Annotated in this window: 12 protein-coding genes; 9 read left to right on the top strand and 3 right to left on the bottom strand. The window is 45.0% G+C overall.

The features are described 5' to 3' along the window. Positions 1 to 84 precede the first annotated feature (84 nt). A complete protein-coding gene (gene lepA / locus G500_RS0115915; RefSeq protein ID WP_027003275.1) occupies positions 85 to 1,875 on the top strand; it encodes a translation elongation factor 4 in 1,791 nt (596 codons plus the stop codon). A 429-nt stretch (positions 1,876 to 2,304) separates the two neighbouring features. Next, positions 2,305 to 2,823 carry a hypothetical protein gene (locus G500_RS26285; protein WP_154657188.1) on the top strand — a complete coding sequence of 173 codons (519 nt, stop codon included), beginning with the start codon at positions 2,305 to 2,307 and terminating at the stop codon, positions 2,821 to 2,823. Positions 2,824 to 2,966: 143 nt separating this feature from the next. Here the strand turns inward: G500_RS26285 and G500_RS0115890 are convergent, their stop codons facing one another. Both G500_RS0115890 and G500_RS25785 read right to left on the bottom strand, forming a co-directional pair. After that, on the bottom strand, positions 2,967 to 4,952 hold the full coding sequence (locus G500_RS0115890; RefSeq protein WP_027003273.1) for a DUF294 nucleotidyltransferase-like domain-containing protein: 1,986 nt from the start codon (positions 4,950 to 4,952) through the stop codon (positions 2,967 to 2,969). Positions 4,953 to 5,081: 129 nt separating this feature from the next. After that, positions 5,082 to 5,240, bottom strand: coding sequence for a hypothetical protein (locus tag G500_RS25785; RefSeq protein ID WP_154657187.1), 159 nt, complete (start codon positions 5,238 to 5,240; stop codon positions 5,082 to 5,084). Positions 5,241 to 5,752: 512 nt separating this feature from the next. On the opposite strand from G500_RS25785, the gene G500_RS23835 reads away from it, so the two are divergent. Next, a complete protein-coding gene (locus G500_RS23835) occupies positions 5,753 to 7,036 on the top strand; it encodes a c-type cytochrome (RefSeq protein ID WP_245574498.1) in 1,284 nt (427 codons plus the stop codon). 57 nt (positions 7,037 to 7,093) lie between these two features. Beyond that, positions 7,094 to 10,435 (top strand): TAT-variant-translocated molybdopterin oxidoreductase, encoded by a 3,342-nt coding sequence (locus G500_RS0115875; RefSeq protein ID WP_027003272.1) that lies wholly within the window; start codon positions 7,094 to 7,096, stop codon positions 10,433 to 10,435. Positions 10,436 to 10,467: 32 nt separating this feature from the next. Here the strand turns inward: G500_RS0115875 and G500_RS26500 are convergent, their stop codons facing one another. Beyond that, the gene (locus G500_RS26500) at positions 10,468 to 10,593 is read right to left on the bottom strand and encodes a hypothetical protein (RefSeq protein ID WP_281169335.1); all 126 of its coding nucleotides are present in this window, start codon (positions 10,591 to 10,593) and stop codon (positions 10,468 to 10,470) included. 6 nt (positions 10,594 to 10,599) lie between these two features. Between G500_RS26500 and nrfD the strand changes: the two genes are divergently transcribed. From nrfD to G500_RS0115845, 5 genes are all read left to right on the top strand, one after another. Further along, a complete protein-coding gene (gene nrfD, locus G500_RS0115870) occupies positions 10,600 to 12,003 on the top strand; it encodes an NrfD/PsrC family molybdoenzyme membrane anchor subunit (RefSeq protein ID WP_027003271.1) in 1,404 nt (467 codons plus the stop codon). A gap of 31 nt (positions 12,004 to 12,034) precedes the next feature. Continuing rightward, a complete protein-coding gene (locus G500_RS0115865) occupies positions 12,035 to 12,670 on the top strand; it encodes a DUF3341 domain-containing protein (protein WP_027003270.1) in 636 nt (211 codons plus the stop codon). 26 nt (positions 12,671 to 12,696) lie between these two features. Beyond that, on the top strand, positions 12,697 to 13,404 hold the full coding sequence (locus G500_RS0115860; protein WP_245574497.1) for a c-type cytochrome: 708 nt from the start codon (positions 12,697 to 12,699) through the stop codon (positions 13,402 to 13,404). A gap of 90 nt (positions 13,405 to 13,494) precedes the next feature. After that, positions 13,495 to 14,868 (top strand): hypothetical protein, encoded by a 1,374-nt coding sequence (locus tag G500_RS0115855; protein WP_027003268.1) that lies wholly within the window; start codon positions 13,495 to 13,497, stop codon positions 14,866 to 14,868. Between the two features lie 262 nt (positions 14,869 to 15,130). Next, entirely contained in the window at positions 15,131 to 16,195 is a 1,065-nt protein-coding gene (locus G500_RS0115845) for a cytochrome c oxidase subunit II (protein WP_027003266.1), read from the top strand. The last annotated feature ends 30 nt before the right edge of the window (positions 16,196 to 16,225 follow it).

The following is a 16,225-nucleotide window of genomic DNA, read 5'->3' as shown; positions in this document are numbered from 1 at the left end:
CGTAACTTTGTAAGCCCAAGTCCAAGATTTGCCCTTGTACCGAATTTTATTCCGATACGCTCTTAGTCTTTTTACGCTTTTTATATGAAAAAAATTCGCAATTTCTGTATTATCGCCCACATCGACCATGGCAAAAGTACCTTAGCCGACCGCCTCTTACAATTTACCAAGACCATCGACGAGCGTCAGATGCAAAATCAAGTCTTGGACGATATGGACTTAGAGCGTGAGCGCGGTATCACCATCAAGAGCCATGCGATTCAGATGAATTACACCGCCAAAGATGGTCAGGAGTACGTCCTTAATCTTATCGACACGCCCGGACACGTCGACTTTTCCTATGAAGTATCGCGCTCGATAGCTGCCTGCGAAGGTGCGCTCCTGATTGTAGATGCGGCACAGGGCATCGAGGCACAAACGATTTCAAATCTTTACTTGGCTATCGGTAATGATTTGACCATCATCCCTGTGATGAATAAAATAGACCTGCCCAGCGCACAGCCCGAAGTAGTCGCTGATGAAATTATCGGTCTGATAGGCTGCAAGCGCGACGAAATTATTTCGGCAAGTGCCAAAGAAGGTATCGGCATCGAGGATATTTTAGAAGCCATCGTCGAGCGTATTCCCGCCCCCAAAGGCGACCCTGATGCGCCCCTGCAAGCCCTGATTTTTGATTCGGTCTTCAATTCCTATCGCGGCATCGAGGTCTATTTTCGCATCATGAACGGTTCGCTGCGCAAAGGCGAAAAGGTCAAATTTATGGCGACGGGTAAAGAATACGACGCTGACGAAATTGGCGTTTTGAAGCTCACCCAAGAGCCACGCGAGGAGATGACGACAGGCAACGTAGGCTACCTCATTTCGGGTATCAAGCAGGCAAAGGAGGTAAAAGTAGGCGATACGATTACGAAAGTAGAACGCCCTTGTAAAGAGCCGATTGCAGGTTTTGAGAACGTCAAGCCGATGGTTTTTGCAGGTATTTATCCTGTGGAAACGAGCGAATTTGAAGATTTGCGTGCGGCAATGGAAAAATTGCAACTCAATGATGCCGCCTTAGTTTGGGAGCCTGAAACGTCGGCTGCCTTGGGCTTTGGCTTCCGCTGCGGCTTTTTGGGCATGCTGCACATGGAAATTGTGCAGGAACGTTTGGAGCGCGAATTTGATATGACCGTTATCATGACCGTTCCTTCGGTGAAGTTTTTGGCACATACCACACGCGGCGAGCAGATTTTTGTCAGTGCGCCTTCCGAAATGCCCTCACCTGCCGTTTTAGACTACATCGAGGAGCCTTTCATCAAAGCCTCTATCATCACCAAATCGGAATTTTTGGGAGCGGTCATCAAACTTTGTATGGAAAGACGCACCATTATGCTCAATCAGTCCTTTCTCACGCCTGAAAGGGTAGAATTGGTATTGGAAATGCCTTTGGCAGAGATTGTATTTGATTTTTACGACAAACTCAAATCCTTTTCACGCGGTTATGCTTCTTTCGATTACGAACTTATCGACTTGCGCCGCTCACACTTGGTCAAGCTCGATATCTTGCTCAACGGCGACCCCGTAGATGCGCTCTCGGCGATTGTCCATCGCGATAAGGCTTATGAATGGGGCAAGCGCATTTGTGAAAACCTCAAAGAACTCCTACCGCGCCAGCAGTTTGAAATTGCGGTGCAGGCAGCCATTGGTACGAAGGTGATTGCACGCGAAACCATCAAGGCTTTGCGCAAAAACGTTATCGCCAAATGTTATGGTGGCGATATTTCGCGTAAGCGCAAACTTTTGGAAAAGCAGAAAAAAGGCAAGAAACGCATGCGTCAAATCGGCTCGGTAGAAGTGCCGCAAGAGGCGTTTATGGCAGTTTTGAAAATCAACTAAGTTTTTTGTTTTTCAAAAAAAGGGCAGGGTATATAGAATACCTTGTCCTTTTTTTTTGAAGCCTTTTGAGGGCAAGATAGGCAAGGGGAGGTAAAATAAAAACAAAACAAAAGGAATTTTTATAGGTAAGATTTTTTCCTTTTTTGTCAAATTTAGATAATAAACATAACTTGTTTATTGCGCGTGATTTTCTTCTGTTTAATTTTGTCTTGCTTGCCACAAAACTTATAAAAGTTGCGTCTTTGCGAAAATAGCCGCCTTTTGAAGTGCATTTTAAAGGTAGCGCAGAATTTTATTTGGCTGATAAAAACGCAAAAATAATTCAGATTTGTATTCTTTCAAGATTCGAAAACGCTATTTTTTACAGAAAAAAAAGATTTTTTTATTCCAAACCAAAACCCCAAATTTGCAGTCAGAAAGCGAAAACGCTTGACATTTCTATTTGGCTTAGTAGTATCAAAAACAAACACAATAACCCAACAAAATAACACCTCGATGCGCTCTTTGATTATTGGAATTAGCTTTGTTTTTTGCTTTCTTTTTTGGAGTTGTTCTGATGAGTGGGGGCAAATATCGTATCGCACCAGTGCCACTTTGGTTTACAAAAATAAATCCAAGCAGCCTATTAAAATGCTGATTTACAATACATTGGGTAACGCCATTCGCACTATTCGCTTGCAAGATAGCGATTCGATACAGATTGAGTTAGAGGGTAGCCCTGTCGTCCAAGCATGGGGATTTAGACAAAGTGTAGAGGAAACGGGCGATTCGGTAGTTATTTACTTTGATGAAGAAAAATGTCTTTCTCATACTTTTCGTAACAACACAGGCACTTTCGACTTCCGCAACTATGACAACTACACGCCTGAATTGGTGCAGCAGCGCAAATTCACGCTCTACTACACTTTCACCGAAGAACACTATGCGCAGGCGCAGCCCTGTGAGTAGTTTTTAAGGTCATTGGTGAAGACCCCAACAACGGCGTAAAGAAGACACCAACAATGGCGTAAGGGACAAGGCATTGCTTTGTCCTAATTTTTTTGAAATAAAAAAGGATTTTTCAGACCCAAAAATAGGGTTCAGTTCAAATTTTATTTAAAATAATTTAACTGATAGCGTACCTCAAATACTTCTTGTAATTTTTCTATGGTCTTAAAGATATTGCGCAGGGTCTGTCGTTCTAATTTGTTGAGTCCCTGTGGGTTGATAAAACGCCCTGCGGTTTGGTGTCTGATGCCCTCGTGAGCGCGTTGCTGCATCAAAATTTCGTATGCCATTGCTGCTGCTTTGCAGATATTGGCTAAATGCGGCTCTTTTTCTTCTGCTATTTGTCCGACGGCTCTAAATCTTTCGGCGGTACTATACGTTTCGCTTAGTTTGTATTTATACGCCAAGAGGCGAGCAGCATCTGTTAGGGGCATCATGGCGCGTGCCTTGATGTCGAATTGGTCTTTTTGGTCGCCTGTTTTTTCTACCATAAAGCCTTTGAAAAAGCTAAGGGGAGGCGGATTTTGTAGGGCAGATTTTGCCCAAAAGCCCTTGAAAATAGGGTATCGTTCTATTTGTGTAAAAATGCTTTGGCGCAGGGTCTCACTTAGTTCGGGGTTTGCAGGATTTTGATAACCACCTAACGGACGAAAATCGAAGAAAATATTGCTGTGCAAAATAGCCTGATTGTCGGGAGTGGCTACCCAATGGGCAAAGGTCGTTTGCCACTCTTCGAGCGATAAGCACCATTTGGGGTTAGATGCCATCATATCGGCGGGACATTTTTCGAAACCTACTTCGGCTAAGGTATCATTGACAAGTTGCGCCAATTCCAAAAAGTAACCTTTAAGCGTTTCTATATCCAAACTATTTTGAGGGTCGTGAAAAATTAAGGCATTGTCTTGGTCGGTGGGCAGGAGTTGTTCTTTCCTACCCTGACTTCCCAAAGCCAACCAAGTAAATTGACAAGCAGGTAGGGGCTTGCCTGCCTGTTGTAACGCTTCGATGGCAAAATCTATCGCTTTTTGTGTCAGTAAATCATTGATTTCTGTAATAATATCGGCTATAAAACCAATGCCTACTTGTTGGTTGAGATATGCCTGCACCAAATTTTGGGTACGCAGGCGCAACGATTTGAGTTGGGCAACGCTCTGTGCGCGGCTCATTTCCTTGACCAAAATGGCAGGCTGATTGCCCTGTGCCAAAAGCAAGTCGCGCTGTGAAACAATCCCTATGGCGGCACTTTGCGTACTACCGTCTTGTGTGATGCAAAGGTGAGTAATTTTGAATTTGGTCATCAAAAGCATCATTTCCGAAACGGTTTTCTTGGGTGCAATGGTCTTGACAGGCGCACTCATGATGCTACTTATCGGATTTTGTTTGATGCGCTCGGTCTGTGCCACTACTTTTTTGCGTAGGTCGGAATCGGTAACGATACCCAACGGCAGCCCTTCGGTATCGGTAATGAGCATCGAGCCGATGTTGTGTTGAGTCATCATTTGCGCTACTTCCTGAATGGTGCAAGTAGGCGCACAGCGGATGAGTTTTCTTTCGGTAAAGACTTCTAAAAAATCGCTATTGGTGAATTGGGCTTGTATGATTGATTTGGTAGCCTGATTTTTCTGCACTTCCAAAGTAGAACTTAGGGCTTCTTCGGGCTTGAAAATCACAACGCCAGAGGCGAATCCTGCCGCTAAAAAGAGCGCAACTTTCGGATTTTGATTCACCACTTGCTCGAAGGCGGACTTCGAAATCCAATAGACCAATGAATCTTCGGCGGCTTTGCAGGTCGCGATATAGGGGTTTTGTGCCAAAATCGCACGCAGCCCAAACATATCGCCTTTGCCACAGACATCTACCAAGACGGTTCGCCCCTCGTCGGTCTGTAAGACATCTACTTTGCCTTTCTTGACAACAAAAAAGTGAGGCGCAGGCGCGTCGCCTTGTCGGACAACTTCTTCATTTTTTTCGTAATAGGCAAGTTTTGCACTTTTGCCTAAAAGTGAGAGTTCCGAAGCAGAAAGGTTATCAAAGGGCGGATATTGTGCCAAAAAGTCGAGGGTATCGGCAAGAATGTGGTCGAGGGACATATTCAGCGGAGTTAAATTCTAAAAAAACGGGTGCAAATGTAGGGATAAGGCATGTTCTGTCCGAAGTGAGATTGAAATAACAAAGTGTTTTCAGGCTCTAAAAAACAAAAATAAGAAATTTTAAAACAACTACTGATTGTTCTGCCAAGATAACCCTTTATTCCAACGATTTTTGTCGCGAAGTTGGAATACTTCCAATACAAAAGCGTTTTTGAGCAAGTATATTTCACAATAATTTTTGGGCGCACCTGTGGCATTGATGATATGATTGACGGCACGTTTTGCCACTTCGTTTGCTCCAACAGCCCTAAATTAGAAGGTTTCAATTTTTTTAAACCTTTACCTTATACATTTTTTTCCTTGACTGAGGGGTTATTTCGCAAAAAAAGTACATATTGCAGCCCAATTTACACGCCCTCTTAAAAGGGCAAGCGGAAAAGTGGTAGAAATAAAAAAAGTAAAACAAAAGCATGGAAAAGTCTAAAAAATGAAAGCGTGTCTGCCCAAAGCTTTGTCTTCTTTTGGCTTTCTTGCTGCCTTTCCCAACGTGTAAAGCGACAAAAAGGTTATTTGCTAATTTAGAACGGTTCTAAATTATGCAGAGGTTCGGGAATCTGCTTTTTTAAGTTGCTGAAAATCAGTTAGATTTACGCAATTAAAAGGCAGGGCTGCTCAAATCGTATATTTTTGGTTTGTTTAGATAAAATCCCGTTGTAATTTTGTCTGACCAAAAAAGCGCGTGCTAACCTTCTACTGAAACCTTCTAATACTCATCTTCTATAAATCATAATTACTCTGTTATGCCTCCGATTATGTCTATTTTGAGCAAAGGTCGTTTCTTGATGATGCTTGCATTGCTTATGGGCTGGCTTCATGGCTCGCTCTCTGCGCAAGCCCCACAAGACCCTGACTCCGTAGCCACAGACGCTACAGCTCAACAAGCAGCCCCAGCGGGCGGTGGTGCCGATATTGCCAAAGGAAAGGAACTTTTCGAAGGCAACTGTAAAGCCTGCCACAAAGTACACGAACGTGCAGTAGGTCCTGCCCTTGCAGGTATTTCCGAACGCAGAGATGAAGCTTGGATTATCGCTTTTGTGAAGAACTCAAAAAAAGTCATCGATAGCGGCGACGCTTACGCAGTCAAGCTCTACAATGACTACAACAAAACGGTAATGCCCGCTCATGAGTTCCTTTCTGACGACGACGTGAGAAATATCGTAGCCTACGTCAATAGCGTGCCTTTGCCTGTGGCAGACGTTGTTGTAAGTGGTGGTGGTACTACACCTGTAGAAACTGGTGGCAACTCCTCTTTCCTTTTGGCGGCGGTAATTGCCCTTACGGTATTGCTTTTGGTTTTGGCAGTGGTGATGATTATTCTGATTTCCGTTTTGGCGGGCTATCTGAAAAAGGCAAAAGGTCTGACCGAAGAAGACCAAGAGGTTTTGGGTCAGAAAATGTTTGATTTGGGCGCAATCGTCCGCAGCCAAGCCTTTATTGGTACAATCGCCTTTATCTTTGTAGCGGTATCTTTGAAAGCCACCTTCGACGGACTTTGGACTGTCGGTGTGCAGCAAGGTTACGCGCCTACACAGCCGATTCCGTTCTCACACAAATTGCATGCAGGCTACTACGAAATTGATTGTAAGTATTGCCACACAGGGGTAGAAAAAGGCAAGTCTGCCGTCATTCCTTCGGCTAATGTTTGTATGAATTGCCACAATTCTATTCGTACCGATTCGAAAAACATTCAGAAAATCTACGACGCTATCGCCAACGATGAGCCAATACAGTGGGTTCGCGTGCATAACCTTCCCGACCTTTCTTATTTCAACCATGCGCAACACGTCAAAGTGGCGGGCATCGAATGCCAAACCTGCCATGGGAATATCCAAGAGATGGAAGTCGTACAACAAATCTCACTCCTGACAATGGGCTGGTGTATCAACTGCCACCGTGAAACCAACGTCAAGGTACAAGGCAATGAATATTACGAACGAGTAGAGCAAATTCATAAGGAAGTGTCCAAAGAGCCTTTGAAAGTGGAAGACATCGGCGGTTTGGAATGCTCGAAGTGCCACTACTAATAGTCTTCTACTATTCGCTTCTTTCTTACAACTTGCCTCAAAACTCTCTCTCGAAATATGAAATTAAAAAAGAATACATACTGGAAAGGTCTGGAACAATTCACCAACGACCCCGACTTCATCAAGCATGCCGAAAAAGAGTTCCCTGCGTATCTTCCTATCAAAGATGCCTACGGCGACAACTCTAAAAACGAAGAAGAACACGACTCTTCGCGCCGCGACTTCCTCAAATTGATGGGTTTTAGCGTGGCAGCCGTTTCTTTGGCAGCTTGCGAGGCACCTGTGAAAAAAGCCATTCCTTATTTGAACAACCCCGAAGATGTGGTTGCTTCTATTCCCAACTTCTACGCCTCTTCGTATGTGCAGGGTGGCGAATATTGCGCCGTCATTGTCAAGACGCGCGAAGGTCGTCCGATTTTGGTAGAAGGCAATCCCGACTCACCCCTAACACAAGGCGGCATCAATGCGCGTGTGAGTGCTTCGGTTTTGGGTTTGTATGATGCTGAAAAAGCCCGCAAGCCCTCGAAAGGTGGCGAGCAGGCAGAATGGGCGGCTATTGATAAAGAAATCATGGCAAAATTGAGCGGCTTAGGTGGCGACCTTTATATCGTGAGCCACACCGTTCTTAGCCCCAGCACGAAAAGATTGGTAGCCGAGTTTGGCGAAAAAGCAGGCGTGAGTGTCAAGCATGTAAGCTATGACCCAATTTCGCGCTACGCCATTGCAAAAGCACACCAAAACAATTTCGGTAAAAAAGTCATTCCATCGTATGATTTTAGCAAAGCCGAAGTAATTGTAGGTATCAATGCCGACTTTTTAGGCGAATGGATTGCCGAAATCGAGCATACAAAACAGTATGCCGAAACGCGCCGCATCTCGAAAGACAAAAAGCAGATGTCGCGCCACTATCAATTCGAGAGCATGCTCTCTATCACAGGTGGTTCTTCGGATTATCGCACCCCAATTCGCCCTTCGGAAGAGGTGGCTGTGGTGGCGGCACTCTACAATGCTATCTGTGGCGGCAACCTTTCACAAGGCAAACTTTCAAGCGAATTAGCAAATAAAAACCTACAACGTTGTATCAAAGAACTAACCGCAGCTAACGGCAAAGCCTTAGTTGTTTCAGGTTCGAATCAGGTAGGTGTGCAAGAGCTTGTCAATGCGATTAACGAAAAATTAGGTGCTTACGGCACTACCATCGACCTTGAAACGCCTTCTTATCAGCGTCAGGGTGATGACGAGCAGATGGCAGCCTTTGTAGAAGCCCTAAAAGGCGGAAGTGCAGCTGGTGTCATTTTCTATAATTGCAACCCTGTTTATGACTATCCCGCAGGTGCGGAAATTGCAGCCGCAGTAGGCAAGGCAAAACTTTCTATCGCTACTGCCGAAAGATTAGACGAAACGGCTTCTCTCTGCCAATATCACACGCCCGACCGCCATTATCTGGAGTCTTGGAATGATGCAGAGCCTAAGAAGGGACACCTTGCTTTGATACAGCCTACCATCAATCCGATTTTTGACACGCGCCAATTTCAAGATAGCCTTATCAAATGGGCAGGCATGGAAGGCGATTATTATACCTATATCCAAAAAACTTGGGAAGCACGCACAGGAAAAACGGGTGCTGCCTTTGCAAGACTTTGGAAAACGGTCTTACACGATGGCGTTTATCCGAAAAAAGGAAAAACCGCTGCGATTGCCGAAGCTCCCGTTGTAGTGGCAGCTACTGATTCTACCGCTACCGAAGGTGCGACAGAGATGGTAGCAAGCGAGCCTGCACAAACAGAATCTCCTGCCGAAACTACCACTGTCGCTGCCGTTACAGGTTTTACCGCGCCTGATGCCAATGCTTTAAGCCTACCAAAAGTAGGAGGCGCGGACACTTTGGAACTTGCGCTCTATGCAAGTGCCGTTATGGGGAATGGTATGATGGCAAACAACCCTTGGATTCAGGAAACGCCAGAGCCTATTACCAAACTTACTTGGGGACAGGCGTTGCTTGTTTCGGTAGATGTGGCAATGGCAAAAGGGCTTTCTACCAAAGAAAACGATACGGCAGTAGCCAAATTGAACGTTGGGGGCAAGGAATACAATCTGCCTGTCATTGTTCAGCCCGGTTTGGCAAAAAATACCCTTGCTTTGCCTATCGGATATGGTAGAAGCAAAGAAAAAGGTGGAAAAGTGGCAGCCGAAGCCGCTGGTATCAATGCCTACGAATTGGCGGCTTGGAAAGGCGGCGTTCAGTTTTATGCCCTCAATGCACAAGTAGAGGCAGCAGGCGAAATGGAACTTATCGCCCAAACGCAAACGCATCACACCTTCTTGGGTAGGGAAACCATTATCCAAGAGGCACTCTTGAAAGATTATCAAGACGTAAAGGCACTACAAGAGAAGCGTTACGAGCCTAAAATCGCTACCTCAAAAGGCTTGACTACGCCTACTGACATCTCTATCTGGGATATTCAGAACGACTGGTATGGTGAAAGTGGCGATTTGACTAAGAAATACGAAAACAAGGAAATTCCTGAATACAAGAAAGACCTTTGGCTGGAAAAACACCCTATCGGTGCGGACGTTCACTTGTATCCAAATCACCACTGGGGTATGGTCATAGACCTCAATACCTGTACAGGCTGTTCGGCTTGCGTGGTGGCTTGTCATGTGGAAAATAACGTTCCCGTTGTAGGTAAAAAAGAAGTGGCGGTACGTCGTGATATGCACTGGATGCGCATCGACCGTTACTACTCATCTTCTACCACAGATAAGAAAGACTACGACAATTTGAAAATTGTATCGGAAAACCCCGAAATTGTCTTTCAACCGATGATGTGTCAGCATTGTAACAACGCGCCTTGTGAAACGGTCTGCCCTGTTGCGGCTACGACACACAGCAGCGAAGGTTTGAATCAGATGACTTACAACCGTTGTGTAGGTACGAAGTATTGCGCCAATAACTGCCCTTACAAAGTACGTCGCTTCAACTGGTTTAAGTACAATCTGAACAAAGAATTTGACTATTACATGAACGACGAATTAGGTCGTATGGTCTTGAACCCTGATGTTACGGTTCGTTCGCGTGGTGTGATGGAAAAATGCTCACTTTGCGTACAGCGTATTCAAGACGGCAAATTGCGTGCGAAGAAAGAACTCCGCAAAGTACGTGATGGCGAAGTTGTTACGGCTTGTGCAAGTGCTTGTCCTACACAGGCAATTACCTTTGGTGACTTGAATGACCCGAATAGCAAAATCGTTCAGGTGTTAGAAGGAGAATTGGATAAGCGTGCTTACAATGTTTTGGCGGAAATCAATACCCGTCCGAATGTTTGGTATCTGACCAAAGTTCGCAACCAAGATGAAGCATTTGTTCCTACTTCGCCACTTCAAAAGACAGAGGCATAGGAAGATAGATAGGCGATAGGTAGGTAAAGCCTTCAAGAGGCGATAAATCCTACCTGCTGCCTATCTTTTGCATCTCTTTCATCCTCCTTCGGATAGCTATAAGTGCGCTTATCGCACTTTTTCCCTTCAAATTCGCATTTAATCGTAGAACCAATCATATTCACATGCAAATCATATCAGAAGTTCGTGAGCCATTAGTTACGGGTGGGAGAACCCATCACGACGTAACGAACGATATTGCAGGGCGCGTAGAGGAGAAACCCGCGCCGCTCTGGATGGCTGCTATGGCGTTTTCGCTCTTCTTGCTCGCTTCGGGTGGTTATTTCTTAGGCGATATGCTCTGGAATGGCATCGGTAGATGGGGCTTGAACAAGACAATTCAATGGGCTTGGGACATCACCAACTTCGTCTGGTGGGTCGGTATCGGTCACGCAGGTACGCTGATTTCTGCCGTACTCTTGCTTTTCCGCCAAAAGTGGCGTACTGCCATCAACCGCGCAGCAGAGGCGATGACTATTTTCGCCGTTATCTGTGCCGCCGTTTGGCCTATCGTACACATGGGCAGACCTTGGTTGGGTGCTTATTGGGTACTTCCCCTGCCTAATACCTTCGGTTCGCTTTGGGTGAACTTCAACTCGCCGCTCCTTTGGGACGTGTTTGCGATTTCTACTTACTTTTCGGTTTCGCTTGTCTTCTGGTTTATCGGTCTTGTGCCTGACTTTGCCACTATTCGCGATAGAGCAGTAGGCAAGTGGGGGCGTTTGATTTACGGTGCTTTGAGCTTAGGCTGGACAGGCGGCGCAAAGTCGTGGATGCACTACGAAGCCGTTTCGCTTATCTTAGCAGGTCTTTCTACGCCGCTTGTACTTTCGGTACACACTATCGTAAGTTTTGACTTTGCTACTTCGGTTATTCCCGGCTGGCATACGACGATTTTCCCTCCCTACTTTGTTGCGGGTGCGATTTTCTCTGGTTTCGCTATGGTATTGACCCTGATGCTTGTTACGCGCAAAGTCTATAAATTAGAACATTACATCACACTCGAACACATCGAGATGATGAACATTATCGTCATGGTTACAGGCTCGATTGTCGGTATCGCTTATATCACCGAGTTCTTTATCGCTTGGTATTCGCAAGTGCCTTACGAGCAGTTTTGCTTCATCAACCGTATGACAGGTGATTACTGGTGGGCATATTGGGCAATGATGACTTGTAACGTAATTTCACCACAAGTTTTCTGGATTAAGTGGGCGCGTACTACGATTTGGTTCACGTTCATGCTTTCTATTGTGGTAAATATCGGTATGTGGTTCGAGCGTTTCGTAATTATTGTAACCTCTTTGCACCACGACTACCTTCCTTCGGCTTGGGGCTATTTCTCCCCTACGGCTTGGGACGTAATGTGTTATATCTTTACCTTCGGACTTTTCTTCACCCTATTCTTTATGTTTGCCAAATATTTCCCTGTGGTGAATATGGCAGAGGTAAAATCGGTCTTGAAAAGCTCTAACGACAAGGTGTATAAGGCACGTGTTACTATCAAAGACCCCCATAACGTTATCTAATTTCTTACCACTTCAAACCTAACCCTTGATTATGGCAGCAACACAATCAAATCAAGAACTCGACAAACACTTCTTAGTAGGCATCTTTGATGACGAAGACGTGCTTTTGCATGGAGTGGAAAAAGTGCGTAAGAAAGGCGTAACTATCCACGAAGTCTTCACTCCTTATCCGATTCACGGTTTGGAGCATGCCTTAGGCTATAAAGCCTCTTGGCTACCCAAAGCCGCCTTTATGTTTGGTGCAACAGGCACTACGCTGGCTTTGGTCATGCAAATTGGTATGTTGGGTATCTCTTGGCCTATGATTATCGGTGGAAAGCCTTTTGTTGCTTTCCCCGACTTTATCCCCGTATCCTTTGAGATGACCGTTCTTTTTTCGGCTTTCGGTATGGTAGGCTCTTTCTTGGTTTCACAAGATTTGAAGCCTTACAAAGTGCCACGTATCTTCGACCGTCGTAGTACCGACCACAAGCACGTCATGGCGATAGATTTAGTCAAGAATGGCTCTAAATCGCAGGCAGATATTGAGGCAGTATTGAAGGAAGCAGGTGCAGAGGAGGTCTATCCCAAATCTTTCACCGAAGAGGAAAACAATCCTTCTTTCTTTAAATATGTTTCAAATTTATTCCGCAATGGCGTAGGCACTACAAGCCGTCCCCTCAAATAAGACGTAACTCTCAAACCGAAACCAAGATGATGAAACCATTAACCCATATATTTAGAGTCGGTCTGACAGGAATAGCGGCTTGTATGATGCTTTCCTCCTGCGGAGCTGACAAAGACAACCCCGGCGTAGAGTATGCGCCACAGATGTATCATAGCGTTGCTTACGAACCCCTTAGTCAGGTGGTAGAAAACAAGGCATGGTATACGGCTATTGCAGACGATTATTATAGCACTTCGCCTGTTACTGACAATGGCTACTTCTCTAAGGAAGATGTTTTGGGAGATGCTGAAAAGCGCGAGAAAATCTCCAATATGCTCACGCCGCCCAAAGGCACTATTAAGCGTCAGTATTATGCACACGAAGCCTTAGCCGATAGCCTACTTATTTATTACGACGCATACGGCAAAGACGATTTAGAGGTGGCAGCGATAGAACTCAAAAACCCCTATCCTGCCGAAGATGAAAAAGTAGTCGCACGCGGAAAGGAATTGTACCTTTCTTACTGTTCGCCTTGCCATGGCGCAACAGGAAAAGGCGACGGAAAAGTAGGCGAGAAATACGGCGGCGTACCCGATTATTCCGCAGGACGCTACAAAACCATCAGTGAGGGACACATTTTCCACGTCATCACGCATGGCAAAGGGCGTATGTGGGCGCATAAAGGGCTGGTTTCGCCCGACGACCGTTGGAAAATTGTACGCTACGTACAACAACTACAACAAGGCAAACCTTAATCGCCTCCCTGTTATTTGCACGCAACGCGAGGACTCTCCTTGCGTGCCTTTCCTTTTCTTTCTCTTTTCGAAACGTAAAAACACTACATAATGGCTGCTCATCACGACTCACACGGACATGCCTTCGACCGTGAAGCCCTCGTAGAACAATACGAGTTTTCTGCAAAAGCCAAGCGAATTATCTTCATTATCTTGGGGATAGGTTTGCTCTTCACCGTTATCGGACTTTTCCAAATCATGAGCGATAGCGGACACCACGCCGAACACGCAAGTGCTTTGCTCTCTGGTAATGAATTAGCCTCTGCCGCCGACCCTGCGGGTGGAGGTGCGGCACACGGAGGCGAACATCATAGCGCATATCATTGGACTACGCGCCTAAAAGCAAACCTTTGGGTCAATGTGGTCTTCTTCTCTGGTATCGCACTTTTGGCGGGCGTTTTCTTTGTGGCGGTGCAATATGTCGCTGCCGCAGGTTGGTCGGTAGGGGTCTTGCGTGTGGCACAAGCCTTCGGCTGGTTTCTGCCTGTGGGTGGAATCCTGATGCTTGGTACTTTCTTGTGGGGTTCGCATGAACTTTTCCACTGGACACACGACTACCTTTATGATACCAACTCGCCTCAATTTGACGCAATTATCGCAGGTAAGCAAGACTTCCTCAATACGCCCTTCTTTTTAGGACGCATGGTCTTGTTCTTTGCCGTATGGATTTTGTTTTTCTTTATGATGCAAAAGCACACCTTTGCGCAAGACATCGCTACTTCCTTAGACGAAATCAAACGCCGCCACAGAATCTTAGTAAAACTTTCGGCAGGCTTTATTGTCTTCTTGGGCGTGTCTTCTTCTATTGCCGCTTGGGATTGGGTCATGTCTATTGATACGCACTGGTTCTCTACTATGTTTGGCTGGTACAATTTCGCAAGCTGGTGGGTAACGGCTTTGGCTGCCATTACGCTTACGGTTGTGATGTTGAGAGAAGCAGGTTATTTGAAATTTGTCAATGAAAATCATTTGCACGACTTAGGCAAATTTGTCTTTGCATTTAGCATTTTCTGGACTTACATCTACTTCTCGCAGTTCCTTCTTATTTATTATGCCAACATTCCAGAGGAAACGATTTACTTTGTAGAGCGTTTGAGTACGCACTATTCTAAGTATATCTTTATCATCTTGTTCCTCAATTTCGCCTTCCCTTTCCTTTTCTTGATGACGCGAAATGCCAAGCGCAAGCACACAACCTTGAAAATCGCTTGTATCGCCGTTATCATTGGGCATTGGTTCGATTTCTATCAAATGATTACGCCCGGCACGTTGAAGGAAAATGGCGCATTTGGCTTCTTAGAATTAGGACTTCCTTTTGTCTTTATCGGTGTTTTTGCTTATATTGTCGCTTCACAACTAAGCAAAAAGGCTTTGGTAGCCAAAAATCACCCTATGTTGGAAGAGTGTGTCAATCACCACATTTAAGAATTTTTGCCACAGAACGCTACAAGAGCCGTTTTTACGCATACTTGTAGCGTTCGCCTGTGCGAAATTTTGAATAAAGGTCTTTTTGAACCACCTTTGCCGAAAATAGTCCTATGTTCCTTTCTTTTTTTTTCTACAACTTGCAAGGAGATACCAAAACTCAAAAAAAGTCAAAAAAAAGATGTCGAAAAAAGGAGAGTTCCCAAAAACCTTTTTCTTATACAACTTGTCAATATCGTAACAACAAAACAATAATACGCTGATGTATCCGATTTTAGTCGCATTTATTGGAATCCTCTTCGTAGTCTTGATGGCACTCGTCTATCGTGTTTTCACCTTAGTCAAGATAGCCAAAAGCTCCGAATTATCGCCTGCTGAAAAAGAGCAGCGCGTCAGTACCTCGAATAAGGTCAATGGTCTGCTTTTTATAGCGTTCTTTTTTGTCTTATTCGGCTCTATCGCTTGGTACTCTATTGCAGCTCAGGACAAATACATGCTGCCCGATGCTGCCTCCGCACATGGTGGGGATATAGACTTTCTCTTTTGGGTGACGACAGGAGTAGTGGCTTTTGTCTTCTTCCTAACTCACGCCCTTCTTTTCTTCTTCCCTTACATTTATCGTTTTAGAGAAGAAAGAAAGGCAGAATTTATTTCACACAACAACACGTTGGAAGTTATCTGGACTGCCGTTCCTGCCGTTGTTCTTACCATTTTAGTAGTATCTGGTTGGAGTGTGTGGAGCGAAGTTACTGCGCCAGCACCCGAAGATGCTATGGAAATAGAAATTGTGGGCAAGCAGTTTAATTGGCGTGCGCGTTACGGTGGTGCTGATGGTATCGTCGGAAAGTTTGACTATCGTAAAATTGATGATGTCAATGAATTAGGCATCGACTTTTCTGATAAGAACAACTATGACGACTTTATGGCAAGCACTTTAAAAATGCCTGTTGGAAAGAATGTACTCTTGAAGATTCGCTCAAAAGACGTACTGCATAGCGTCTTTTTGCCTCATTTTCGCGTCAAGATGGACGCAGTTCCCGGTATGCCTACCAAGTTTTGGTTCACACCTACCAAAACTACCGCAGACATGCGCAGAGAATTAGAAGCAAAAAATGACCCTCGTGCAGCCGAATTTAAGTACCAATTAGCCTGTACTGAAATTTGCGGTGGCGGACACTTCGCTATGGCAATGGACGTAGAAGTTGTTACGGCAGAAGAGTTTGATAAGTGGTACAAAGAGCAAAAATCTTGGGCAGAAGCCAATGCTGATTATTTAAAAGAGAAAGGCATTGACGTTCCTGCTACCCAATTAGCGGCACGCAACTAATTCTGTATTTATTTCTATTCATCATATCAT

Source organism: Hugenholtzia roseola DSM 9546 (genome assembly GCF_000422585.1).
In the GTDB taxonomy this organism is placed as follows: domain Bacteria; phylum Bacteroidota; class Bacteroidia; order Cytophagales; family Bernardetiaceae; genus Hugenholtzia; species Hugenholtzia roseola.
Note: the sequence above shows the minus strand (reverse complement) of the source record. Positions and strands in the feature narration are given on the sequence as shown.

What these genes read in the sequence shown, in the direction of transcription:
- G500_RS0115845 (WP_027003266.1), top strand. Translation starts at nt 15,131, where the DNA reads ATGTATCCGATTTTAGTCGCATTTATTGGAATCCTCTTCGTAGTCTTG.
- G500_RS0115890 (WP_027003273.1), bottom strand. Translation starts at nt 4,952, where the DNA reads ATGTCCCTCGACCACATTCTTGCCGATACCCTCGACTTTTTGGCACAA.
- lepA (WP_027003275.1), top strand. Translation starts at nt 85, where the DNA reads ATGAAAAAAATTCGCAATTTCTGTATTATCGCCCACATCGACCATGGC.
- G500_RS0115855 (WP_027003268.1), top strand. Translation starts at nt 13,495, where the DNA reads ATGGCTGCTCATCACGACTCACACGGACATGCCTTCGACCGTGAAGCC.
- nrfD (WP_027003271.1), top strand. Translation starts at nt 10,600, where the DNA reads ATGCAAATCATATCAGAAGTTCGTGAGCCATTAGTTACGGGTGGGAGA.
- G500_RS0115865 (WP_027003270.1), top strand. Translation starts at nt 12,035, where the DNA reads ATGGCAGCAACACAATCAAATCAAGAACTCGACAAACACTTCTTAGTA.
- G500_RS0115860 (WP_245574497.1), top strand. Translation starts at nt 12,697, where the DNA reads ATGATGAAACCATTAACCCATATATTTAGAGTCGGTCTGACAGGAATA.
- G500_RS26500 (WP_281169335.1), bottom strand. Translation starts at nt 10,593, where the DNA reads ATGATTGGTTCTACGATTAAATGCGAATTTGAAGGGAAAAAGTGCGAT.
- G500_RS0115875 (WP_027003272.1), top strand. Translation starts at nt 7,094, where the DNA reads ATGAAATTAAAAAAGAATACATACTGGAAAGGTCTGGAACAATTCACC.
- G500_RS23835 (WP_245574498.1), top strand. Translation starts at nt 5,753, where the DNA reads ATGCCTCCGATTATGTCTATTTTGAGCAAAGGTCGTTTCTTGATGATG.